This window comes from Azonexus fungiphilus (genome assembly GCF_003634965.1).
Lineage (GTDB): Bacteria > Pseudomonadota > Gammaproteobacteria > Burkholderiales > Rhodocyclaceae > Azonexus > Azonexus fungiphilus.
Genome location: NZ_RBXP01000016.1, coordinates 256,506 through 276,291, shown reverse-complemented (window position 1 = coordinate 276,291; position 19,786 = coordinate 256,506). Strand labels below are relative to the sequence as shown.

Below are 19,786 nucleotides of genomic sequence, written 5' to 3'. Positions count from 1 at the left end.
ATTACGCATGAACGGTGATACCTCGCTGGCTGACAGGCTTATCCGGGTTTCCGAATAGCGTCTATACTTATGATGTGTTCAAAAATCACCGTCTTGTATACACAATATCAAATATTGAATACCAGTCAACGAGTTTCGTATTATTTAATTACCCGCCTCTGTGGAGCGCATCGTGAATAGCCCCATTGCCCCTCCCCCTACCACTCGCCAGTCGGAACGACTCGGTGAACTGATCGAGGAACGCATCGTTACTGGTGTGTATCCGCCGGGGACACGACTCGACGAACAGGAACTGGCCGATACCTACGGCGTCTCCCGAACACCTGTCCGTGAAGCACTAATTCAGCTCGCTTCGGCCGGCCTGATTGAAATCCGGCCGCGACGCGGCGCGACCGTACCTGAAGTCGGTGCCGATCGAGTGTGTGAAATGTTCGAAGTGATGGCCGAACTGGAAGCCATGTGCGGGCGTCTTGCGGCGCGCCGGATCGCGCCAGAGGAACAGCTTGCCCTCCAGGAAGCACATCGCGCCTGCGAGGCCGCTCGCGACGCCAATCAGCCTGATATCTACTATCAGCTGAACGAGATTTTCCACCAGCGAATCTACGAGGCCAGCCACAACAGTTTCCTGGTCGAGCAGGCAAATGCCCTGCACCGACGATTACGCCCCTACCGCAGACTGCAGTTACGGGTGCGCAACCGGATGGCCACATCGTTCAATGAGCACCAATCCATCGTCGAGGCAATCATCAAGGGCGATGGCGACCTGGCCTCTGCGCTGCTGCGCGCCCATGTCACCGTTCAGGGCGAACGCTTCGCCGACCTCGTCGCCACCTTGCGCGATTTCAAGGCCGGGAACTAGCCTTTCAGCCGATCAGGCTATGCAGCATCTTTGTTGCCAACAGTGCAAGAAAGCCGCCAAAAGCCCTTTTCAGCTTTTTGACCGGGAGCTTGTGCGCCAACCGGGCACCGACCGGCGCCATCGTTATGCTCATCACGACTATGCCGACAAATGCCGGTAGATAGACGTAGCCAAAGGTGTACGGGGGCAAGCCGGCATCGCCTGCACCGGCCAGGATGTAGCCAATGGCACCGGCAACGGCGATGGGGAACCCGAGTGCCGAGGAAGTGCCAACCGCCTGATGAATGGCCACGTTGCAGAACAACATGAATGGCACCGAAAGAAATCCACCGCCGGCAGCCACTAGGCTGGAAACCACGCCGATCAAGCCACCCACCAGGAAACGCCCCCAAGCACCGGGCATCTGACGATGCGCATGCGGCTTGAAGTCGAGGATCATCTGCAGCGAGGCGTAATAAACAATCACAACGAAAATCGCCGTCATCGGCCCGGTCGGCACCTGGCCGGCAACCAGCGAACCGCCAAAGGTCCCGAGCACCAGACCCGGCGCCATCGTCCGGACGATCTCCCAACGTACCGCACCATGCGCATGATGAGCGCGCATGCTCGAAATCGAGGTAAACACGATGGTCGCCATCGAGGTCCCAAGTGCGAGATGCATCACATGCTCAACCGGGAATCCCTGCGCAACGAACAGCATGTACATGAACGGCACCAGCGTCAAACCCCCGCCAACACCGAAAAGCCCCGCCACAAAGCCACCGAAAACACCGAGGAGAGGATAGGAAAGCCACCAGATTGTCATGAATTCAACGCCAAAAGCCGAGTGATGAATACCCATTCGCCAATCGTTACTGGCGTAATCGACAGTCGGTTGCCACGGGCCAGGAGGCGCATATTAGCAAGTTCCGGACAGGCCCGCAGAGCGCCCAGCGACAGATACCGTCCGCGCCCGGCAAAGCGGACGTCACGCAACCACCAGCGCGGGTTTTCACGGGTGGATTTGGGGTCGAAATAGGGGTCGACCGCAACAAACTGGGTCGGGTCCGGATAGCTCTCCGAACAGATCTCACAGATACCGGCGATGCCCGGTTCGGCGCAACCGGCGTGGTAAAAGAAAGCAAGATCGCCGACCTGCATCGCATCGCGCATGAAGTTGCGCGCCTGGTAGTTGCGCACACCGGTCCACGGGAAGGCCCGCTGCGGCTCGGCCGCCAGATCGTCGATCGAAACATCGTCGGGCTCCGACTTCATCAGCCAGTACTGCATGCCACCCCACAAATGAAAACAGGTGGCAGAAATCTGCCACCTGTCCGGATAAAAGCCCCCGCGAGTGCCGTCAGGCCGGCATCCTGAACCGGGGTTCAGAGTGGTTGCTTTCCTTCCGCATCAGGCACGTTCGACGAAGAACGCGACACAACAACGGTTTTTCGGTCCGCAACCGATGCCAATCAGCATTGGTTCAAGGAATATATGGCCTTAACAAACACCGCAGGGGACACTCGGCGGGTCGCCCGGCAACCGGCAATCAGAGGTCCAGTTGCTGTTGGGGCGCCAGCACGGCATCCAACCGCGCTCCCATGTCACCGATTCTACGCTTCGTTTCGTCCGACGCAACCGTTTCTTCACTGGCCGTCGACGCCGGCGCCGCCAGTCGTTCGTGGGCGATGTTGAGGGCCGCCATGACCGCGACGCGCTCGGCGATGGTGCTCTTGGTGCGCTGCGCGATTTCGCGCATCTTGTTGTCCACGAGTTCGACGGCAGCCTGCAGCGCAGCCCGCTCTTCGGGCTGGCAGGCGACGCGGTACTCGCGGCCCATGATCTTGACGTCGAGGAAATTCGGCTCGGCGCTCATTTCAGGCATCCTCTGGAATCTTGTCCATCAGGCCTTCCAGGCGCTCCCGGGCAGCCGTCATCGTCGCCCGCAGATGCAGGCGTTCCGCCTCGGCGGCGGCCATCTGGTTCTTCAAGACCTCGTTCTCGGCGCGCAACTGGTGGACCAGGGCGACGACCTGTTCGATCTTGGCTTCGAGCGCTTCGAATTCGCTGTTCATGGCGCGCACTATAGTGGGACAAATGCTGACCGGTCAAGGACTAAGCGGCTATTTTCAAAGTGTTTTATCGGGAGTGCCGCCGGCCTTGGCTCGCCTGTTGCCGCAATGCCCTGTAGAATGCGGCGCCTTGACAGGTGCTGCGGCTGGTTTCGACCAACGCAGTTAAACGGGAAAGCGGTGCGTCGCCAATGCGACCAAGCCGCTGCTGCCCCCGCAACGGTAAGCGAGTGCGGACGTATCACGAGGCCACTGGGGAAACCTGGGAAGGCGATACGTCAAGACTTGCGAGCCCGGATACCGGCCTGCCATGACTCACGGAAATGCCACGGGGTGGTGGTGCCGGTTTCCCGACCAGCCCTGTCCCCCTGCGCACTTTCTTTTCAATGCATTCCGGCATGCGGGGACGCCTGCCGGGAAGGGGAATCCATGAATCAACGCCACACCCGGCTGGCATTGCTGCTGCCGCTCGCTTTCGCCAACCCGCTCCAGGCCGCCGAACAACTGGCCAGCCTCGATACCATGGTCGTCACGGCCACCCGCCAGCCGCTGCGGGTCAACGAAGTGCTCAGCGACATCAGCGTCATCGAGCGCAGCGAAATCGAGACTGCCGGACACAGCAGCCTCGAACAGATCCTGGCCGCCCAGCCGGGTATCCAGCTGGTTACCAACGGCAGCTGGGGCGCCAATTCGTTGCTGCTCATCCGCGGCACCAGCGCCAAGCACGTCCTGCTGCTGGTAGACGGCATGCGAGTCGGGTCGGCGACCTCGGGCGAGCCGACCTGGTCGCGCCTCCCGGTCGCCCAGATCGAACGCATCGAGATCATCCGCGGCCCCGCCTCGGCGATGTACGGCAGCGACGCCATCGGCGGCGTGATCCAGGTTTTTACCCGGCACAGCGACAAACCCCTGCATTTTTCCGCCGAAGCCGGCGCCGGCAACTACGGCATGCGTAGCGGCAGCGTGCACCTGTCCGGCCGCCAGGCTGGCTGGCACTATGGCGCGACGGTATCGCACGAGACCACCGACGGCTTCGACAGCCGCCCGTGGACAGCGACTGCCAACCGCGACAAGGACGGGTTCCGCAACCTGGCCAGCGCCGCCCGCCTCGGCTATACCTTCGCTCCTGGCCACGAGGTGACGCTTTCGGCGCTCTATGCCGAGGGCCGCAGCCGCTACGACGGCAGCGGTGCCACGGTCGACTGGGTCAACCAGACCAGAAACGGCAACGCCTCCCTGGTCGTCAAGAACCGCCTGGCCGCGGCCTGGAACAGCACGCTCACCATCGGACGCAGCATCGATCATTCGAAGATCCTGCGTAACGATGTGCGCAACAGCGAATTCAACACCGAACAGAAACTCTACGGCTGGCAAAACGACCTGAGCGGGGAACTGGGCAATTTCCTGATCGGTTTCGAACGCAACGAGCAGGCGATCGCGTCGACCGGCAACTATGCCCGCCGCAACCGCCACAACGACTCGGTCCAGCTCGGCTGGAACCGGGGCTTCGGCGCCCATCGCCTGCAGGCCAGCGTGCGCCACGACGACGACTCGCTGTTCGGCGACAAGACCACCGGCTCGCTGGCCTACGGCTATCGCCTGTCCAGCAACTGGCGGGCCAGCGCCAGCGTCGGCACGGCGTTCAAGGCACCGACCTTCAACGAACTCTACTACCCGGTGACCGGCACCTACGTCGGCAATCCGGCCGTCAAGCCGGAATCGGCACTCAACCGCGAGCTGACGCTGCACTACGAAACCGGCCAGCACAGCGTCTCGGCAACCTGGTACCTGAACCGGGTCGAGGACCTGATCGCCTGGACCAGGGTCGGCCCCCTGAACATGCCGACGAACATCGACTCGGCACGCCTCGAGGGGGTGACCCTCACCTGGCAGGGCAAGTTCGGCAGCTTCGACGTCGGTAGCAGCTACGACTGGCTCGACGCCAGCGACCGCAACGCCGACCGCCAGCTGGCCAGACGCGCCCGTCATTCGGCGACGGCTTCGATCGGTCAGACGCTCGGCCAATGGGACTGGCGTGCCGAAGTACAAGGCAGCGGCAAGCGCTACGAATATCCGACCGCAGGCCGGGTGACGCTCGCCGGCTACGCCCTGACCAATCTCTACGCCAACTATCGCCTGACTCCGGACTGGAGCCTCTTCGCCCGGGTCAACAACCTGTTCGACCGCGACTACGTGCTCGCCGACACCTACGCGACGCCCGGACGCAACGCTTTCGTCGGTATCCGTTATAGTCCGCGCTGACCATCATGCCGACCCGCCGCCGCGCCTTCCTGATCCTCGCTGCGCTCTGCCTGCTGGCGCTGGCGAGTTTCGCGCTGGCGCTGACGGCGGGGAGCCTGCGCGTGCCGCCGGCGGAGATTCTGGCGGCGCTGTTCGGCCGCGGCGCCGGCGCCGGCGCCGGCGAGATGGTCGTCGAACTGCGCCTGCCGCGGGCGCTCGCCGGTTTCGCCTGCGGCGGCCTGCTGGCGCTGGCCGGCGCACTGATGCAGGTACTGCTGCGCAATCCGCTGGCCGATCCCTACGTCCTCGGCATTTCCGGCGGCGCCGGCGTCGGTGCGATGTTCGCGATGATCCTCGGGCTGCCGCTGCTGGCCGTCGACGGACTGGCCTTCGCCGGCGCCCTGGCGGCGATGTTCCTGGTCTTCGGCCTGGCCCACGGCGACGGCAGCTGGACGCAGACCCGCCTGCTGCTCACCGGCGTCATCGTTGCCGCCGGCTGCGGCGCGCTGATCGCGCTGATGCTCTCTCTGGCCGACGAACGCAAGCTGCACGGCATGCTCTTCTGGCTGATGGGCGACCTCGGCCAGACCTTCAGCTGGTGGCCGGCGCTGCTGGCGCTCGGCGGCGCACTACTCTGCGCGATGCCCTTCGCCCGCGAACTCAACCTGCTGTCGCGTGGCCTGATGCAGGCGCAGGCGCTGGGTGTCGCGGTCGACCGCCTGCGCTACGCAATTTACCTGCTCGCTTCGCTGGCCACGGCAGCTTCGGTGACCACCGCCGGCTCGATCGGCTTCGTCGGCCTGGTCATCCCCCACCTGGTCCGGCTCGCCATCGGCAACGACCAGCGCCTGCTGCTGCCGGCCTCGGTGCTGGCCGGCGGTTCGCTGCTGGTGCTCGCCGACACCGCGGCGCGTACCGTGATCGCCCCGCAACAGCTGCCGGTCGGCGTCCTCACCGCGCTGATCGGCGTGCCGGTCTTCCTCTTCCTGCTGTCGAGGCAACCGAAGTGAGCGCCCCCTTGCTCGAAGCCCGGCAACTCAGCCTCGACATCGGCGGCAAGACCGTCGTCGACCGTCTCAACCTGAACCTGCAGCCGGGCGAACGCCTGGCCATCCTCGGCCGCAACGGGGCCGGCAAGTCGACACTGCTGTCCACGCTGGCCGGCCTGCGCCCACCGCAGGCCGGCGCCGTGCTGCTCGACGGCGAGGACTGCACCCTGCTGCCGCCGCGCCAGGCGGCGCTGCGCCGGGCCTGGCTCGGCCAGTTCCAGAACGATCCCTTCGGTTCGACCGTGCTCGAAACCGCGCTCACCGGCCGCCATCCGCACCTCGGCCGCTGGGCCTGGGAATCGAAGCGCGACGCCGAACTGGCGCGCGGCGCGCTGCAGGCGCTCGGTCTGGCCGGCATGGAGACGCGCCAGGTGCACACGCTGTCCGGCGGCGAACGCCAGCGCCTGGCAATCGCCACCCTGCTGACCCAGGCGGCGACGCTCTACCTGCTCGACGAACCGCTGTCGCACCTCGACCTCAATCACCAGATGGCGGTCCTCGAATTGTTCGCCGGTACCGCCCGCGACTGCGGCGCCGGCGTCGTCATGGTCCTGCACGACCCGGCGCTGGCCCACCGCTTCTGCGACCGGGCGCTGCTGGTCTACGGCGACGGCCGCTGCGAACAGGGCACGGTCGACACCATCCTGACGGCAAAAACGCTGTCCGAACTCTACGGCTACGGCCTGCGGCAGATCGAAGACCGCGGCCAGCGCTGTTTCATCCCGGAGTAAGCCCATGGCGATCAGCCACGAACAACGCATGCAGAAGAAAAAAGCCGTGATCGACGGCAAGATCGACGCCGCCCAGCAGGAACGCGGCGTGCTGGTGATCAACACCGGCAACGGCAAGGGCAAGTCCTCGGCCGCCTTCGGCGTCGTCGCCCGGGCGCTCGGCCACGGCATGAAGGTCGGCGTCGTCCAGTTCGTCAAGGGCCGCTCGGACACCGGCGAAGAAGCCTTCTTCCGCCAGCAGCCGAACGTCGCCTGGCACGTCGGCGGCGAAGGCTTCACCTGGGAAACCCAGGACAAGGACCGCGACGCCAAGGCCGCCCAGTTAGCCTGGGAAATCGCCTGCGGCCACCTGGCAAATCCGGAGATCGGTCTGGTCGTCCTCGACGAGATGACCTACGCCTTCAAGTACGGCTGGCTCGACCTCGATGCGGTAATCGCCAAACTGCTTTCGCGCCCGGCCCTGCAGCACGTCATCGTCACCGGCCGAGCCGCGCCGCAGGCGCTACGCGACGCTGCCGACACGGTCAGCGACATCGGCATGGAAAAGCATGCCTTCCAGGCCGGGGTCAAGGCGATGCCGGGGCTGGAGTGGTGATTCCCCGGGCCTAAGCAAGGCCTTCCGACTACCGCCGGAACACGCCCGAATCCAAGTCAGCGGCAGTATTTCGACGGAACAGCCAGCGCAGCAGACCGAGGAGCACAAGCACCGCCATGGCCCAGCCGAGTGCGCGGGAAATCGGCAACTCTCCCTCGCGCGCCGCGCCTACGAAGAAGAGGACAAAGGCCAGCAGGTGCAGCGCCCAGCGTTGGCAGAGCATCCAGTACGCCCTGGTCTGCCAGGTCCAGGCCAGGCCGACGTCAATCACCCACCAGACGGCAAACACGGTGTCCAGACGCGGCACGGTGACCCGGGGAGTGTTCAGGATGCGCGACCAGTCGTTGTCGAAAATGATGACCACGGCCCAGTAGAAATGCACGGCGAACACCACCAGGGAAGCGCTCCAGGTGATGCGCCACCAACGCCAGGCCTGGCGTGAACGGTTGATGCCGGGCAACAGCGCCAGCGCTGGCGCGGCCAGCAGCAATGCGGCCCAGATGGTGAAAAAGGTCAGGTGCAGGTCCTGGCGCAAGGACTCGGCCATATCGGCGGCACCGCCGCCCGGTGGCGAAAGCGAAAACAAGGGCGTGCCCGCCGTCCATTCGGCAGCGCCAAAGCACAGGGCGAGAAAAAGGCAAGCCAGCAGCAGGCTGAAGCCCGCATCGCGTTGGGTCGTCGTCATCATGGCGCAGTCGTCGGGCCGGTACTCAGGGCCTGAATGCGGGCGACCATGGCCTCGTTCAGCGGGGCGCGCCGACCCAGCCGCTCGGCCAGGCGCACGATCTCGCCGCAAAGTACGTCGATCTCGGTCGGCCGCCCGGCAGCCAGATCGTCCGCCATGCTGGAACGGGCCTGCGGATCGATACGCAGCAAGCGAGCGGCTATCAGGCGAAACAGCGGCGTCGGCAAGCACAGGATGCGGATCAGCAGATTCCAGGGCAGGGGCGTCAGCACAGCCGGCTCTGTCCCGTCCAGCCGCATCAGCGCCAGCGCCTCGCGCATCAAGCCGGCAAACTGCCGGCGGTGCGCCGCGTCCAGCAATTGGGCACGCAACGGCAGACCGGAAAGCGCATTGACCGGATTGTTGAGGTTGAGCAACAGCTTGCCCCGTTGGATCGGTTTCAGGTCGGCATGCAGGGCCAGTGGCACGCCGGCTTGCGCGAACAGACCGGTACAGGCACGCAGCCGGGCATGCTCCTCGGCTGCCAGCTGGCCACTGCTGCCACGGTGAAAACAGCCGGGCCCGATTTCGGCAATATTGAACGGCACCATGCCCGCCAGCCAATTCAGACCGGGCGCCACAGCCTGCGCCAGCGTCACGTTGTGCAGGCCGTTCTGCAGCGACAGCACCGGGGTGCCCGCCGCCAGATGGCGCTCAAGCGCCTGCGCTGCCGCTTCAGTGGCGCGGCTTTTGACACACAGCAACACCAGATCGGGATGACAGGCAGAAGGAATCTGCTCGTGAAGCCGCAATTGTGCCGGCGCCACGAACTGCTTCCGACCATCGCGGTCGCTCAGGGACAGACCGTGCGTGCGCAAGCTGTGCAGAACGCTGGGCCGACCGACGAAATCGACCTGCGCGCCCGCATGCTGCAGGCAGCCTCCGAGGTAGCAGCCAACGCTGCCGGCACCCATGACCAGAAAGTGTGGCGCTGGTTTCATGCCTGCTCGGTCGGACGCGGGGTCTGGCGAGCCACCGGGCCGGCTTCAGCGTCGATCTGATCGCGCAGGGACTTGCCGCCCCCCAGGGCAAACCAGACTTCGGCCGTCACGAACATCGGGCCGACGAGCAGACCGCGGATGTCATCGACAAAAGCAGGCTTGCGCCCCTCCCAGACATGCCCGACGAGCTGGAATGCCCAGCCGACGACGAAGCTGCCCAGGCCGGCAGCCAGCCAGGGAAACAGGGCTGCCTGAGCGAAGGGCTGGGCAATCATCACCAGCAGGCCGGTCACGACGATGGTCGCCATGGTCACCACGCTCACGCCTTGATAGAGGTACCAGGCGGCAGCCAATGTCCAGACCGTCACGGCGCCGTTCAGTGGCAATCCGAGCGGGGAAAACTGCAGGCGCCCGAGCAGAACGCCAATGGCAAAGATGATCAGGGGGATGCCCACGTAGTGGGTGGCGATGTTGCGGGGGTCGCGGTGATAACGGGCGTAGCTCACCAGCAGGGTGGTCGAAGGGGTCATCATTGTCTCCGTGTTGTTTGTACGCAGGATGCACCACGGGCCAGCCGGAGTCTGTCAGAATTTTGACAATGCCGACGATCAACCCGCTGCCCTCCGCCCCGATGACCTTGCATGCCGCTCTCCAGAGCGACGACTGGTTTGCGAGCTGCCCGCCGCCGTTGCAGCAGGCCTTGCTGAGCATGGCCGTTGTGCGCCGCCTGGAAGCAGGTGAAGCACTGTTCACCCGGGGCAGCCCGGCCAGCGGCATGTACTGCGTGATCGCCGGCGCCGTGCACATTGGCGCCCATGATGCCGATGGTCGGGCCGCGCTCCTCGCTTACCTGGAGCCCTACCAGTGGTTCGGCGAAATCTCGGTGATCGATGGCCAGCCGCGTACCCACGACGCGATTGCGGATCTCCCCGGCGAAGTCCTGGTGATACCCGGAGCCGGACTGGAACGATGGCTGGAAACCCATCCGCAATACTGGCGCGACGTGGCACGACTGACCTGCCGCAAACTGCGGGTGAGCTTTGCCGTGCTCGAGGAGCTGGCCCAACTCCCTCTCGAGGAGCGCGTACTGCGGCGGTTGCGCCTGCTGGCGCAGGGTAATGGCAGCCGTGATATCGCCCGCCAGCGCATTCGTATCGGCCAGGAAGTCCTCGGTCGGATGCTGGGCATCAGCCGCCAAAGCGTCAACCAGGCGCTCAAGCAACTGGCGGCGAAAGGCTTGGTCCGCCTGCACTACGGAGAAATCGAGCTGCTCGACTGAGCTGCCGCGACCAGGCACTCAGCCGAAGGGCAGCCTGAATCCGGCCTCGCATGCGAGAATCCGGCCGGCCAACAACCGACCAGTGATCACCGATGCCCGCCTGTCCCGCCCTGCTCATCGCCGCCCCCGCCTCCGGCCAGGGAAAAACCACCGTCACCGCCGCGCTGGCCCGCCTGCATGCGCGCCAGGGGCGGCGCGTCACCGTGTTCAAGTGCGGGCCGGATTTCCTTGATCCGCAGATTCATGCCTTCGCCAGCGGTCGACCGTGCCACAACCTCGACCTCGGCATGTGTGGCGAGGCCGACGCGCGCTGGCGGCTGGCGCGGGCAGCGGCGGATTCCGACCTGATCCTGGTCGAGGGCGTGATGGGCCTGTTCGACGGCCAACCGTCGGCGGCCGACATTGCCGAGCGCTTCGCCATCCCGGTGATGGCGCTGATCGACGCCGGAGCCATGGCCCAGACCTTCGGCGCGGTCGCCCACGGCCTGGCCACCTACCGGCCCGGACTGCCGTTTGCCGGGGTGTTGGCCAACCGCGTCGCCAGCCCGCGTCACGCCGGCATGCTCAAGGACAGCCTGGCGCCTGGCGTGGGCTGGTTCGGCGCCTTGCCGAAAAGCGGCGACAGCCTGCCCGAACGCCACCTCGGCCTGCTCCAGGCGGCCGAGATCGACGACCTGGAAAGTCGCCTCGACCGGCTGGCCGATGCGCTCGCCGAGAGTGCCACGGTCGACCTGCCAAAAACGATAAATTTCACCGCCGCCCCGCTGCCAACCCTGCCGCCCTTGCTTGCCGGCCGGCGCATCGCCATCGCCCACGACGCCGCCTACGGCTTCATCTATCCGGCCAACCTGGAAACGCTGCAGGGGCTGGGCGCCGAGTTGTGCTTCTTCTCGCCGGTGGCCGGCGATCCGCTACCGGCGTGCGACGCCGTCTGGCTGCCCGGCGGCTACCCGGAACTGCACGCCACCCCGCTGAGCGCCAACGCCGGGCTATGGCAGGCCCTGCACGCCCATGTCGACGCCGGCAAGCCACTGCTCGCCGAATGCGGCGGCATGATGAGCCTGTTCGAGGAAGTCGTGGACAAGGCCGGCCAGGCCCACCGCTTCGCCGGCCTGCTGCCAGGCCGGGCGGTGATGCAGCCGCGCCTGGCGGCGCTCGGCACGCAGTTTGCAGAACTACCGGAAGGCCGGCTGGCCGGCCACACCTTCCATTATTCGAAGAGCGAGACGCCCCTGTCGCCGCTGTGCCGGGCGCATACCGCCGACGGGCGCGAGGGCGAGGCGATCTACCGTCGGCAGCGACTGACGGCGTCCTACGTGCATTTCTATTTTCCGTCGCAAGCGCAAGCCACCGCGGCACTCTTCGCTGGCTGAATTCCGGTTTTTTCGAATCGTCAATTAGAGTCCGGCTGTTTTTTCGGAAAACAGGAACTGCGTACAATCCGCTTCACTTATTCCCGAAAGGAGACATCCATGAACAAGTTCATCGCGTTGGCGGCTGCCGTCGTCCTCGGCTTCACGCTGAACATCAATGACGCCGAGGCCAAGCGCCTGGGCGGTGGCGGCTCGACCGGCATGCAGCGTCAGGCGACGCCGCCGAGCAACAACGTCAGCCAGGCCCAGCGCCAGCAGCCGGCTGCCCCCGCGGCCGCACCGCAGGCCCAGCCGAAGCGCTCGTGGATGGGTCCGCTCGCCGGCCTCGCCGCCGGTCTCGGCCTGGCCGCACTGGCTTCGCACCTCGGCTTCGGCGAGGAACTGGCGAACTTCATGATGATCGCCCTGCTCGCCGTCGTCGTCATCGCTGCGGTCGGCTTCTTCCTGCGCAAGAAGGCCGGTGCCCAGGCACAAGGCATGCAGTACGCCGGCGCCGGTGCCAACTACGGCGGTCAGCCGGGCAATGTGGCACGGCCGGATTTCACGCCGGCAGGCGGTTCCTCCTTCACGCCGACGGCTCAGGCGGTTGAATCGACCGGCGGCAACATTCCGGCCGACTTCGATGCCGAGGGCTTCGTGCGCAACGCCAAGGTCAACTTCATCCGCCTGCAGGCCGCCAACGACGCCGGCAACCTCGACGACATCCGCGAATTCACCTCGCCGGAAATGTTCGCCGAGATCAAGATGGCGATCGCCGAGCGCAACGGCGCGACGCAGGAAACCGATGTCGTTCGCCTCGACGCCCAGGTCATCGACGTCGCCGAGGAAGGCGCTCGCTACATCGTCAGCGTCCACTTCAGTGGCCAGATCCGCGAGGAACGTAACGGTCCGATCGAGAACTTCTCGGAAGTCTGGCACATGAGCAAGCCGACCGACGGCAGCCGCGGCTGGGTCATCGCCGGGATCCAGCAAGTTCAGTAAAGACTGTCGCCGCCCATAAAAAGGCCGGTAGGGGAAAACCCACCGGCCTTTTTGTTGCCCGTCGGCCGGCCTCGCGACGGCGTGGCGATCGACGATGTCATGAGCGCGGATCGAGCGAGGCCAGTAAGCCCGCGCGCAGTTCATCGAGGAGGCTGAGGAGTTCGGCGGCAAGCAACCACTGTGTCAGATCGACGAAAGCGGGATCGCCATCGCCCAATCTTTGCCGCGCGGCAGCCTCCACACCCAGCGCCATACGGTAAGCCCGCTCCAGGGCCTGCGCCGGCGCTTCCCGAGCGCTCGCCTTGGGAGTCATCACAGGGCCCGGCTCAGCATGATCGAGCCCAGCGCGACAAAAACCCCATAAAGCGCGCGCTGAAACTGGGTCGGATTCAGCCGTCCCCGCAGTCGGCCACCCATCCAGAGGCCCAGAAAGGCGGCGACCAGGGCCGTCGCGCAGCCGGGAAGATTGGCCAGCAGTTCCTCCGCGTTGGCCGTGCCAAGCCGGATGCTCAGCGCCACGGTGGCAATCATGAAGCTGATCCCCAGCCCTTGAATGAACTCGTCCTTGGCTAAGCGCAGCGACTGCAGGTAAGGCACCAGCGGCATCACGAACACGCCGGTCGCTGCCGCGACCAGACCGGACAGGCTACCGACGAGCGCTGCGGTCGACCGGACTTCTGCGCGGATTTCCGGCAGGCTCGGCTTCCACAGGCCCCAGATTCCATAGGCGATCAGCACGACAGCGAGGATCGCGGTGGCCCGACTTCCCGCCGTCTCGATGCTGGCGAGCGGGCTGTAGAGGGTGAGCAGCGCCAGGCAAGTCCACAGGGGCCAGAAATTCCGGGCCAGGCGCCGCCAATGCGGACCGAAGCACTGCGCGATATTGGTCGCAAACGAAGGCAGGACCATGAGCATCGCGGCCTGGGCCGGCGCCATCAGCAAGCTAAGCAACGCCATCGAAATGGTCGGCAGCCCCAGCCCGGAGATTCCCTTGACCACCCCGGCGGCGAGAAACACGGCAGCAATGATCAGATAGGTTTCGGTGTCCATGCCTTGATGATCAGCCAGAGGATAGCGCCTGTCGATCACAGCTTGGTGGTGGTAACCTTTGCCAAAACCGAAGGATGACGACCATGCCGCTCAATCGATCCGTCTTGCCGCATCGCATTTCCACTTACGACCTGCACGTCTTCGCAGCCATTGCCGAGGCGGGATCGATCACCCGTGGCGCAGAAAATGTGCATCTTTCGCTGGCCGCCGCCAGCACGCGCTTGCAGAAGATGGAGCATGCCCTGGGCACGGCGCTGCTGCAGCGCTCGAAACACGGCGTCAAACTGACCGACGCCGGGCGGACGCTGCTCAGGTATGCGGGCCGGCTGGAGCGCGAACTGGAGATGCTGCACGCCGAAATGGCCGCCTTCGCGCATGGCGTCCGCAGCACCGTCCGGGTCCTGTGCAATACCGCCGCGATGACGGAATACCTGCCGCCGCTGATCGGCCGCTTCCTGGTCGAACACCAGGCGCTGGATATCGATCTGCGCGAGCTGGACAGCCAGGATGTGCTGTCGGCGATGCGCCAGGAGCAGGCCGACATCGGCATCGTCGCCGACTACGTCCGGACCGAGGGGCTGAATACCCGTTTCTTCCGCGAGGATCGGCTGGTGGCGGTATTTCCCACCGCGCAGTGCCCGCGACAGGAGGGCAGTGTGCCATTCGCCGACCTCCTGCAGCATCCCTTCGTCGGCCTGCCGTCCGAAAGCGGCCTGAGCCGCTTCATACAAAACCAGGCCATCCAGTACGGGCGCGGCATCCACTACCGCGTGCGGGTACGCAGCCTGGACGCCGTAGTGAGCCTCGTCGCGGACGAGGTCGGCATCGCGATTCTTCCCGAAACCACCGCCCGCCGCCTGGCCAGCCCGAAAATCGATTGGCTGCCGCTGGCAGACCCGTGGGCGAACCGGAAACTGCTGCTGTGCACCGCCAGCGACGCGACCCTGGCAGGCCCGGCGGCAGCGCTTCTGGATTTTCTGTCGGGCTCAGCCCGCTAGGGCGGCAAATCCCGCCTCACCTCACCACCGCAGCCCACGCCTGCCGAATCCCATCCGCCAGCACGCGGGGTTCTTCGGCCCCCTGTATGCCTGACTGGCGGGCGAAGATGAAGGTCGGTACGGAGCTGGCGCCCCAGCTTCGGGATTCGCGTTCCATTTGCTGGACGGTGGCGGCGTCTTCGTCGGAGTCGAGGTAGACAAGTACGGTCGCCGGGTCGTGGCCGTTGGCCGCGGCGACCTGAGCGAGGATTTCTGGGTCGCCGACGTTTTTGCCCTGTTCGAACTGGGCCTTGAACAGTCCTTCGACCAGCCCGGCGGCGTCGCCCTGTTGTTGCGCCCAGTGGATCAGGCGGTGCGCCGCCAGCGTGTTGGCGCGCACCTCGATTTTCTCGAAGCGGTAGTCGATACCGAGCGGGGCGCCGATTTCGCGGATGCGCTGCCAGATGCCTTCGACTTGCGCCCGGCTGCCGAATTTCTGCACCAGGAAGGGCAGATAGGGTTCGCCTGCCGGCGGCGTGTCCGGGTTGAGGAAGAAGGGGCGCCAGCGGATTTCGTGGCGGAAGTCGGGCACTTCGGCGCGGACGAGGTCGATGGCTTGCGCCAGCCGGCGCTGGCCGATGAAGCACCAGGGGCAGACAACGTCGGAGACGACTTCGATGATCAGTAGTTGTTGGTGGCTCATGCGCTTTCCCATTCTTCAAGGAAGCGTGAGACAAAGCTTTCCATGAATTGGTGCCGTTCCTCAGCCAATTTGCGGCCGCTGGCGGTGTTCATGCGCTCCTTGAGGAGGAAGAGTTTTTCGTAGAAGTGGTTCAGGCTGTGCCCCTTGGCGGCCTTGTATGCCTCAGCGCTGGCGTGCATCACCGGCGGTACGGCGGGGTCGTAGAGCGGCCGGCCGGCGTGGCCGCCGTAGGCAAAGCAGCGGGCGATGCCGATGGCGCCAATGGCGTCGAGGCGGTCTGCGTCCTGCACGCACCGGCCTTCCAGCGTGCGCATCGCGGTATGCACGCCGGCGCCCTTGAAGGAGATGGTGCGGACGATTTCCACCACCGCATCGATGACTTCCGCTGGTGCGCCCTCTTCCGTCAGCAGGCGTTCGGCTTCGCGCGGTCCGATGGCATCGTCACCGCCGTGGAATTTCCAGTCGGCGATGTCATGGACGAGCGCGGCCAGTTCGGCGATTTCCACGTTGGCGCCCTCGGCGGCGGCAATCCGCCGCGCCAGCCGGCGGACGCGGTCGATATGGTGCCAGTCGTGGCCGGAGCCTTCGCCGCTGAAACGGGCCTGGATGTGGGCGGCGACGCGGGCGATCAGGTCGCTCGGCAGCGGGGGCGGCGGTGCGGAGGGGTTTGGCGCAGGGGCAGTCATCGGTGATGGTGTGTCATTCGGCGTCGAGCAGACGCTCGCACTCGACCATCAGCGTCCGGGCGAGCTCGGAATCGTAGTTGGGGTCGAGCGCCTCGGTCATTTCGTGGGCGGTGAACAGGCCGGCTTCGCGCGACAGCGTGGCCAGCATCCGGCGGGCCATCTCGTCGCTCAGTTCGGACAACTGGCGGCGCTCTTCGAGCGGCAGACTGCGGCCGCTGCGGGCCAGCCAGTCGGCGGCCAGCGTCGCCCCCTGGGCGACGGTGAACTGCTGGCCGTGCTCGTAGAAGGCGGTGAGACGCTGGGCGACCAGCGCGAACAGCAGGGCGACCCGCGAGCCGCGCGAATCGGCGGCCGGCGGGGCGGGTTCGGGACGGTTGCTGTGGCGGGAGTTCAGAATGCTGCGGCCTCGGCTTCCAGGTAGGCAAGACTGACGTACTTGCCGATGTTGCTGTCGAAGCCCTTGGTATCGCGGGCCCGGCTGGCGACGCGCGGATCGCGCAGGACCAGGGCCTTGGCTTCTTCCATCGGCTGGCCGGCCTGCACGGCCTTGACGCAGCTTTCGTAGATGCCGGCGAACAGCTCGCGGTTCCAGGCCAGCACGCCAGGTCCGGGCTGGCCGTGGCCGGGCAGCCAGATCGTCGACGGCGCGTTTTTCTCGAGTTGCGCGTAGGTCTTCAGGCTGCCGGCGTAGGAGCCGTCGTCCATGTTGGCGATGCGCCGGTCCATGGCAACGTCGCCGATGCAGGTCAGCTTGTCGCCGACGACCTCGACGCAGATGTCGGACGGCGTATGCGCCTTGCCGTAATGGTGCAGACGCAGCACGACGTCGCCGAATTTCAGCTCCTGGCCGTGGTCGACCGTGACATTCGGGGGCACCACCCGGGTCCCCATCGTCGCCTGGTTGGTCCATTGTTCCATCAGGGTCCGCCACATGCTTCCCTGCATGCCCTGGATTTCGGCGATGGTGCCGGCGTGGGCATGGATCGGCATGTCGCCGTAAGCCTCGACGAAAGCCTGGTTACCGAGGAAATGGTCGCCGTGGTAGTGGGTGTTGATGATCGCCACGACCGGCTTCCTGAAAGTCTTCTTCAACTGGCGGATGGCCATCTCGCCGATCTGCACCGACGCCCCGGTATCGACGGCGACCAGGCCCCTGGGCGTATCGATGAAGCTCAGGTTGCACATCATCCCCTGGTTTTCCGGGGTCGGGAAACCGTCGGGCGAATGGATCATCCAGACATGCTTCGACAACTGCCGCAGGGGGTGGTCCCTGACCGCCGGGCCGCGGACGAAGTTGTCGAGTTCGCCGGCCAGGGCGCCGACGGCTTGCCAGGGGGCGAATTCAGCGGCACCGAGGGCGGACAGGGCGGCGCAGGAACGGAGAAAGTGGCGACGATTCATCAGTGTCTCCTGAATTATTAAAATAGGCGCCCATCTTCTCGCCTTGGGCGGCGCTCGTCTACACTGCCGCCATGCGCCGCTATCCGACTTCCTTCATCATCCTCTCCGGGCTCGGCGTGCTGTGCGCGATTCCCGGACTGTTCAGCATCGCCGGTTTCGGCATGCTGCTGCACCCGCTGCTCGACGACCCGATGGCCGGCCTGGCCTTCGTCGTTTCGGCGATCGCCCTGTTCGGCTCGGCGGCCTTCCCGCTGGTCATCCGCCGCCTGCAGCAGGACGAGGACGCCTAGGCCGCGCGCATCAGCCGCCAGTACTGGACCTTCATCGCCAGCACCGCACCGGCCAGGATCGCCGCCAGCGCAACGAAAGAACCGAGCGCCAGCGTGGACACGCCGGTGATCCCCTGGCCGACCGTGCAGCCCATCGCGGTGACGCCGCCAAAGCCCATCAGGGCGGCACCGATCAGGTGGGTGGCGGTATCCTCGACGCTGGCAAAACCTTCCCAGCGGAAGCTGCGGGTCAGCAGCGACCAGGCCAGCGAACCGGCGACGACGCCGAACACCGCGGCAATAGCGACGGTGACGACGCGGCTGGTATCGGACCAGAGCATGAACAGTTCGAGCGTATAGGCCACCGGCGCGACGAAGGTCAGTGACTCCATGCGCCCGCTGTTGGTCGCCAGGAAGGCTTCCTCGAGGGTATCCGGATGCTCGGGGAGATAGCCGAGGTGACCGCTGACATACCAGGCGAGGACGACCATCAGGCCGCTGCCAAGGCCGCCGAGCAGGTTGTCGACGGTCCAAAAATCGCGACGCAGCAGGCAGAACGCGGTCAAGCCGCCACCGATGCCGAGCACCGCCAGGGCGAAAGCCACCCGTGCGTCGAGACCGAGGCCGGCGAGCAGGCGCGGGATGTCCTGGCCGCCGGGCAGGGTGAGCGCAACGCGGTCGAGGACATTGACGCGGAAGACCCCGAAGACGCCGCGCATGGTCATGTAGGCGAACAGGCCGAGGACGAGGAAGACGACCAGCGACTTCAGATTGCCGCCGCCGATGCGGATCAGCGTCTTCGAGCCGCAACCCGAGGCGAGGACCATGCCGACCCCGAAACAGAAACCGCCGACCAGGTAGGACAGCCAGGTGAACGACGGGGTCCGGTAGATCGACTTGTCGAGATCGATCTGGCCGGTGGCGTGCAGCGCACCGGCACCGAGGATGGCAACACCGATGGCCAGCAGCCACATGCGCATGCGGCTCCAGTCGCCCATGTTGAGAATGTCGGACACCGCACCCATGGTGCAGAAATGGGTTTTCTGGCCGATCGCGCCAAAAACGAAGGCGAGCGCGAAAGTCAGCCAGAGTACGGTATTCGGGGAAACATCGACGTCCATGTCAGGTCCGGTAAGGCGTGGGATCGGGAAGGCCGGCGGCGGCGAAACCCTCGGCGCGCAGGCGGCAGGAGTCACAGACACCGCAGGCGCGGCCAAGTTCATCGGCCTGGTAGCAGGAAACGGTGAGGCCGTAGTCGACACCGAGCGCAGTGCCGCGGCGGACGATCTCGGCCTTCGACAGGTCGATCAGCGGCGCGTGGATGTGCAGTTTCTGGCCCTCGACGCCGGCGCGCGTCGCCAGGTTGGCCATTTTCTCGAAGGCGGCGATGTATTCGGGGCGGCAGTCCGGGTAGCCGGAATAGTCCACGGCATTGACGCCGACGAAGATGTCGCGGCTGCCGAGGACTTCGGCCCAGGCCAGGGCAAGCGAGAGCATGATCGTGTTGCGCGCCGGCACGTAGGTCACCGGGATCCCCGACTGCAGGCCGTCGACCGGCACGGCGATCGAGGTGTCGGTGAGCGCCGAGCCGCCGAACTGGGCGAGGCCGAAATTGATCACCCGATGCTCAGCCGCGCCAAGCGCCTTGACCACGCGTTCGGCGGCCTGCAGTTCGGCGCTGTGCCGCTGGCCGTAGTCGAAGGACAGGCAGTAGCAGTCGAAACCCTGGCTGCGCGCGATGGCCAGACAGGTGGCGGAGTCCAGGCCGCCGGAAAGGAGGACGATGGCTTTTTCTTTCATGGGGCGCGAATATACCCGAATTTGAACGTCGACCGTGACGGTATCTGCTTGTTCCTGCGCTACAATTTGCCACTTT

At 65.6% G+C, this 19,786-nt stretch carries 25 protein-coding genes, 1 other RNA gene and 1 riboswitch; of the genes, 10 read left to right on the top strand and 16 right to left on the bottom strand.

Going from position 1 to position 19,786, the window contains the following annotated elements; genetic code table 11:
- Positions 1–172: 172 nt before the first annotated feature.
- Positions 173–859 carry a GntR family transcriptional regulator gene (locus tag DFR40_RS12375; RefSeq protein ID WP_245985678.1) on the top strand — a complete coding sequence of 229 codons (687 nt, stop codon included), beginning with the start codon at positions 173–175 and terminating at the stop codon, positions 857–859.
- Between the two features lie 4 nt (positions 860–863).
- On the opposite strand, the gene DFR40_RS12370 is transcribed toward DFR40_RS12375, so the two are convergent.
- The 5 genes from DFR40_RS12370 to DFR40_RS12350 all read right to left on the bottom strand — a co-directional run bounded on the left by DFR40_RS12370 (position 864) and on the right by DFR40_RS12350 (position 2,913).
- Positions 864–1,700, bottom strand: a complete 837-nt coding sequence (locus DFR40_RS12370; RefSeq protein WP_425453952.1) for a sulfite exporter TauE/SafE family protein — start codon at positions 1,698–1,700, stop codon at positions 864–866.
- Positions 1,661–2,128, bottom strand: coding sequence for an EVE domain-containing protein (locus tag DFR40_RS12365; RefSeq protein ID WP_121458800.1), 468 nt, complete (start codon positions 2,126–2,128; stop codon positions 1,661–1,663). Before DFR40_RS12365 ends, DFR40_RS12370 begins: the two co-directional genes overlap by 40 nt.
- Positions 2,129–2,179: 51 nt before the next feature.
- Positions 2,180–2,360, bottom strand: a non-coding RNA gene (gene ssrS / locus DFR40_RS12360) — 6S RNA.
- A 27-nt stretch (positions 2,361–2,387) separates the two neighbouring features.
- Positions 2,388–2,714 (bottom strand): cell division protein ZapA, encoded by a 327-nt coding sequence (locus tag DFR40_RS12355; protein WP_121458799.1) that lies wholly within the window; start codon positions 2,712–2,714, stop codon positions 2,388–2,390.
- Position 2,715: 1 nt separating this feature from the next.
- Positions 2,716–2,913, bottom strand: a complete 198-nt coding sequence (locus DFR40_RS12350) for a hypothetical protein (protein ID WP_121458798.1) — start codon at positions 2,911–2,913, stop codon at positions 2,716–2,718.
- 115 nt (positions 2,914–3,028) lie between these two features.
- A riboswitch (cobalamin riboswitch) is annotated at positions 3,029–3,233 on the top strand.
- Positions 3,234–3,339: 106 nt separating this feature from the next.
- On the opposite strand from DFR40_RS12350, the gene DFR40_RS12345 reads away from it, so the two are divergent.
- From DFR40_RS12345 to cobO, 4 genes are read left to right on the top strand one after another with little or no spacing between them, the layout of a single operon-like run.
- Positions 3,340–5,172: a TonB-dependent receptor domain-containing protein gene (locus tag DFR40_RS12345; RefSeq protein ID WP_121458797.1), complete on the top strand. Its 1,833-nt coding sequence runs from the start codon at positions 3,340–3,342 to the stop codon at positions 5,170–5,172.
- 5 nt (positions 5,173–5,177) lie between these two features.
- Positions 5,178–6,161: a FecCD family ABC transporter permease gene (locus DFR40_RS12340; RefSeq protein WP_121458796.1), complete on the top strand. Its 984-nt coding sequence runs from the start codon at positions 5,178–5,180 to the stop codon at positions 6,159–6,161.
- A complete protein-coding gene (locus DFR40_RS12335) occupies positions 6,158–6,931 on the top strand; it encodes an ABC transporter ATP-binding protein (protein ID WP_121458795.1) in 774 nt (257 codons plus the stop codon). The genes DFR40_RS12340 and DFR40_RS12335 overlap by 4 nt, the downstream gene beginning before the upstream one ends.
- Before the next feature lie 4 nt (positions 6,932–6,935).
- A complete protein-coding gene (gene cobO, locus DFR40_RS12330; protein WP_121458794.1) occupies positions 6,936–7,526 on the top strand; it encodes a cob(I)yrinic acid a,c-diamide adenosyltransferase in 591 nt (196 codons plus the stop codon).
- Between the two features lie 28 nt (positions 7,527–7,554).
- On the opposite strand, the gene DFR40_RS12325 is transcribed toward cobO, so the two are convergent.
- The 3 genes from DFR40_RS12325 to DFR40_RS12315 are packed head-to-tail and all read right to left on the bottom strand — an operon-like array spanning position 7,555 to position 9,721.
- A complete protein-coding gene (locus DFR40_RS12325) occupies positions 7,555–8,214 on the bottom strand; it encodes a hypothetical protein (RefSeq protein WP_121458793.1) in 660 nt (219 codons plus the stop codon).
- Complete coding sequence (locus DFR40_RS12320; RefSeq protein WP_121458792.1) at positions 8,211–9,191, bottom strand: 2-dehydropantoate 2-reductase; 981 nt, start codon at positions 9,189–9,191, stop codon at positions 8,211–8,213. Before DFR40_RS12320 ends, DFR40_RS12325 begins: the two co-directional genes overlap by 4 nt.
- The gene (locus DFR40_RS12315) at positions 9,188–9,721 is read right to left on the bottom strand and encodes an Mpo1 family 2-hydroxy fatty acid dioxygenase (RefSeq protein WP_121458865.1); all 534 of its coding nucleotides are present in this window, start codon (positions 9,719–9,721) and stop codon (positions 9,188–9,190) included. Before DFR40_RS12315 ends, DFR40_RS12320 begins: the two co-directional genes overlap by 4 nt.
- A gap of 68 nt (positions 9,722–9,789) precedes the next feature.
- On the opposite strand from DFR40_RS12315, the gene DFR40_RS12310 reads away from it, so the two are divergent.
- The 3 genes from DFR40_RS12310 (at position 9,790) to DFR40_RS12300 (ending at position 12,824) form a co-directional block, all read left to right on the top strand.
- A complete protein-coding gene (locus DFR40_RS12310; protein ID WP_211329788.1) occupies positions 9,790–10,470 on the top strand; it encodes a Crp/Fnr family transcriptional regulator in 681 nt (226 codons plus the stop codon).
- A 92-nt stretch (positions 10,471–10,562) separates the two neighbouring features.
- On the top strand, positions 10,563–11,843 hold the full coding sequence (locus DFR40_RS12305) for a cobyrinic acid a,c-diamide synthase CobB (protein ID WP_121458791.1): 1,281 nt from the start codon (positions 10,563–10,565) through the stop codon (positions 11,841–11,843).
- A gap of 99 nt (positions 11,844–11,942) precedes the next feature.
- The gene (locus DFR40_RS12300; RefSeq protein ID WP_121458790.1) at positions 11,943–12,824 is read left to right on the top strand and encodes a Tim44 domain-containing protein; all 882 of its coding nucleotides are present in this window, start codon (positions 11,943–11,945) and stop codon (positions 12,822–12,824) included.
- Between the two features lie 97 nt (positions 12,825–12,921).
- Here DFR40_RS12300 and DFR40_RS12295 read toward each other — a convergent pair whose 3' ends face one another.
- Both DFR40_RS12295 and DFR40_RS12290 read right to left on the bottom strand, forming a co-directional pair.
- Positions 12,922–13,137 carry a hypothetical protein gene (locus DFR40_RS12295; RefSeq protein ID WP_121458789.1) on the bottom strand — a complete coding sequence of 72 codons (216 nt, stop codon included), beginning with the start codon at positions 13,135–13,137 and terminating at the stop codon, positions 12,922–12,924.
- The gene (locus DFR40_RS12290) at positions 13,137–13,874 is read right to left on the bottom strand and encodes a sulfite exporter TauE/SafE family protein (protein ID WP_121458788.1); all 738 of its coding nucleotides are present in this window, start codon (positions 13,872–13,874) and stop codon (positions 13,137–13,139) included. The genes DFR40_RS12295 and DFR40_RS12290 overlap by 1 nt, the downstream gene beginning before the upstream one ends.
- Before the next feature lie 83 nt (positions 13,875–13,957).
- Between DFR40_RS12290 and DFR40_RS12285 the strand changes: the two genes are divergently transcribed.
- On the top strand, positions 13,958–14,872 hold the full coding sequence (locus tag DFR40_RS12285; RefSeq protein WP_121458863.1) for a LysR family transcriptional regulator: 915 nt from the start codon (positions 13,958–13,960) through the stop codon (positions 14,870–14,872).
- Between the two features lie 16 nt (positions 14,873–14,888).
- On the opposite strand, the gene DFR40_RS12280 is transcribed toward DFR40_RS12285, so the two are convergent.
- From DFR40_RS12280 to DFR40_RS12265, 4 genes are read right to left on the bottom strand one after another with little or no spacing between them, the layout of a single operon-like run.
- Positions 14,889–15,554, bottom strand: a complete 666-nt coding sequence (locus DFR40_RS12280; RefSeq protein ID WP_121458862.1) for a DsbA family oxidoreductase — start codon at positions 15,552–15,554, stop codon at positions 14,889–14,891.
- Entirely contained in the window at positions 15,551–16,240 is a 690-nt protein-coding gene (locus DFR40_RS12275; RefSeq protein WP_121458787.1) for an HD domain-containing protein, read from the bottom strand. Before DFR40_RS12275 ends, DFR40_RS12280 begins: the two co-directional genes overlap by 4 nt.
- 13 nt (positions 16,241–16,253) lie before the next feature.
- Positions 16,254–16,634 carry a hypothetical protein gene (locus DFR40_RS12270; RefSeq protein WP_121458861.1) on the bottom strand — a complete coding sequence of 127 codons (381 nt, stop codon included), beginning with the start codon at positions 16,632–16,634 and terminating at the stop codon, positions 16,254–16,256.
- Positions 16,631–17,641 carry an MBL fold metallo-hydrolase gene (locus tag DFR40_RS12265; protein WP_121458786.1) on the bottom strand — a complete coding sequence of 337 codons (1,011 nt, stop codon included), beginning with the start codon at positions 17,639–17,641 and terminating at the stop codon, positions 16,631–16,633. Before DFR40_RS12265 ends, DFR40_RS12270 begins: the two co-directional genes overlap by 4 nt.
- Before the next feature lie 71 nt (positions 17,642–17,712).
- Between DFR40_RS12265 and DFR40_RS12260 the strand changes: the two genes are divergently transcribed.
- Positions 17,713–17,931 carry a hypothetical protein gene (locus DFR40_RS12260; protein WP_121458785.1) on the top strand — a complete coding sequence of 73 codons (219 nt, stop codon included), beginning with the start codon at positions 17,713–17,715 and terminating at the stop codon, positions 17,929–17,931.
- Here DFR40_RS12260 and DFR40_RS12255 read toward each other — a convergent pair.
- Both DFR40_RS12255 and queC read right to left on the bottom strand, forming a co-directional pair.
- Positions 17,928–19,031, bottom strand: coding sequence for a YeeE/YedE family protein (locus DFR40_RS12255; RefSeq protein ID WP_121458784.1), 1,104 nt, complete (start codon positions 19,029–19,031; stop codon positions 17,928–17,930). The genes DFR40_RS12260 and DFR40_RS12255 overlap by 4 nt on opposite strands.
- 1 nt (position 19,032) lies before the next feature.
- The gene (gene queC, locus DFR40_RS12250) at positions 19,033–19,710 is read right to left on the bottom strand and encodes a 7-cyano-7-deazaguanine synthase QueC (protein ID WP_121458783.1); all 678 of its coding nucleotides are present in this window, start codon (positions 19,708–19,710) and stop codon (positions 19,033–19,035) included.
- Positions 19,711–19,786 lie beyond the last annotated feature (76 nt).

Excerpts from the sequence above, each read along its gene's own strand:
- queC (WP_121458783.1), bottom strand. The coding sequence starts at position 19,710 with ATGAAAGAAAAAGCCATCGTCCTCCTTTCCGGCGGCCTGGACTCCGCC.
- DFR40_RS12325 (WP_121458793.1), bottom strand. The coding sequence starts at position 8,214 with ATGATGACGACGACCCAACGCGATGCGGGCTTCAGCCTGCTGCTGGCT.
- DFR40_RS12280 (WP_121458862.1), bottom strand. The coding sequence starts at position 15,554 with ATGAGCCACCAACAACTACTGATCATCGAAGTCGTCTCCGACGTTGTC.
- DFR40_RS12315 (WP_121458865.1), bottom strand. The coding sequence starts at position 9,721 with ATGACCCCTTCGACCACCCTGCTGGTGAGCTACGCCCGTTATCACCGC.
- DFR40_RS12300 (WP_121458790.1), top strand. The coding sequence starts at position 11,943 with ATGAACAAGTTCATCGCGTTGGCGGCTGCCGTCGTCCTCGGCTTCACG.
- DFR40_RS12350 (WP_121458798.1), bottom strand. The coding sequence starts at position 2,913 with ATGAACAGCGAATTCGAAGCGCTCGAAGCCAAGATCGAACAGGTCGTC.
- DFR40_RS12355 (WP_121458799.1), bottom strand. The coding sequence starts at position 2,714 with ATGAGCGCCGAGCCGAATTTCCTCGACGTCAAGATCATGGGCCGCGAG.
- DFR40_RS12275 (WP_121458787.1), bottom strand. The coding sequence starts at position 16,240 with ATGACTGCCCCTGCGCCAAACCCCTCCGCACCGCCGCCCCCGCTGCCG.
- DFR40_RS12285 (WP_121458863.1), top strand. The coding sequence starts at position 13,958 with ATGCCGCTCAATCGATCCGTCTTGCCGCATCGCATTTCCACTTACGAC.
- DFR40_RS12365 (WP_121458800.1), bottom strand. The coding sequence starts at position 2,128 with ATGCAGTACTGGCTGATGAAGTCGGAGCCCGACGATGTTTCGATCGAC.
- DFR40_RS12370 (WP_425453952.1), bottom strand. The coding sequence starts at position 1,700 with ATGGGTATTCATCACTCGGCTTTTGGCGTTGAATTCATGACAATCTGG.
- DFR40_RS12305 (WP_121458791.1), top strand. The coding sequence starts at position 10,563 with ATGCCCGCCTGTCCCGCCCTGCTCATCGCCGCCCCCGCCTCCGGCCAG.
- cobO (WP_121458794.1), top strand. The coding sequence starts at position 6,936 with ATGGCGATCAGCCACGAACAACGCATGCAGAAGAAAAAAGCCGTGATC.
- DFR40_RS12320 (WP_121458792.1), bottom strand. The coding sequence starts at position 9,191 with ATGAAACCAGCGCCACACTTTCTGGTCATGGGTGCCGGCAGCGTTGGC.
- DFR40_RS12310 (WP_211329788.1), top strand. The coding sequence starts at position 9,790 with ATGCCGACGATCAACCCGCTGCCCTCCGCCCCGATGACCTTGCATGCC.
- DFR40_RS12290 (WP_121458788.1), bottom strand. The coding sequence starts at position 13,874 with ATGGACACCGAAACCTATCTGATCATTGCTGCCGTGTTTCTCGCCGCC.
- DFR40_RS12345 (WP_121458797.1), top strand. The coding sequence starts at position 3,340 with ATGAATCAACGCCACACCCGGCTGGCATTGCTGCTGCCGCTCGCTTTC.
- DFR40_RS12260 (WP_121458785.1), top strand. The coding sequence starts at position 17,713 with ATGCGCCGCTATCCGACTTCCTTCATCATCCTCTCCGGGCTCGGCGTG.
- DFR40_RS12295 (WP_121458789.1), bottom strand. The coding sequence starts at position 13,137 with ATGACTCCCAAGGCGAGCGCTCGGGAAGCGCCGGCGCAGGCCCTGGAG.
- DFR40_RS12265 (WP_121458786.1), bottom strand. The coding sequence starts at position 17,641 with ATGAATCGTCGCCACTTTCTCCGTTCCTGCGCCGCCCTGTCCGCCCTC.
- DFR40_RS12340 (WP_121458796.1), top strand. The coding sequence starts at position 5,178 with ATGCCGACCCGCCGCCGCGCCTTCCTGATCCTCGCTGCGCTCTGCCTG.
- DFR40_RS12255 (WP_121458784.1), bottom strand. The coding sequence starts at position 19,031 with ATGGACGTCGATGTTTCCCCGAATACCGTACTCTGGCTGACTTTCGCG.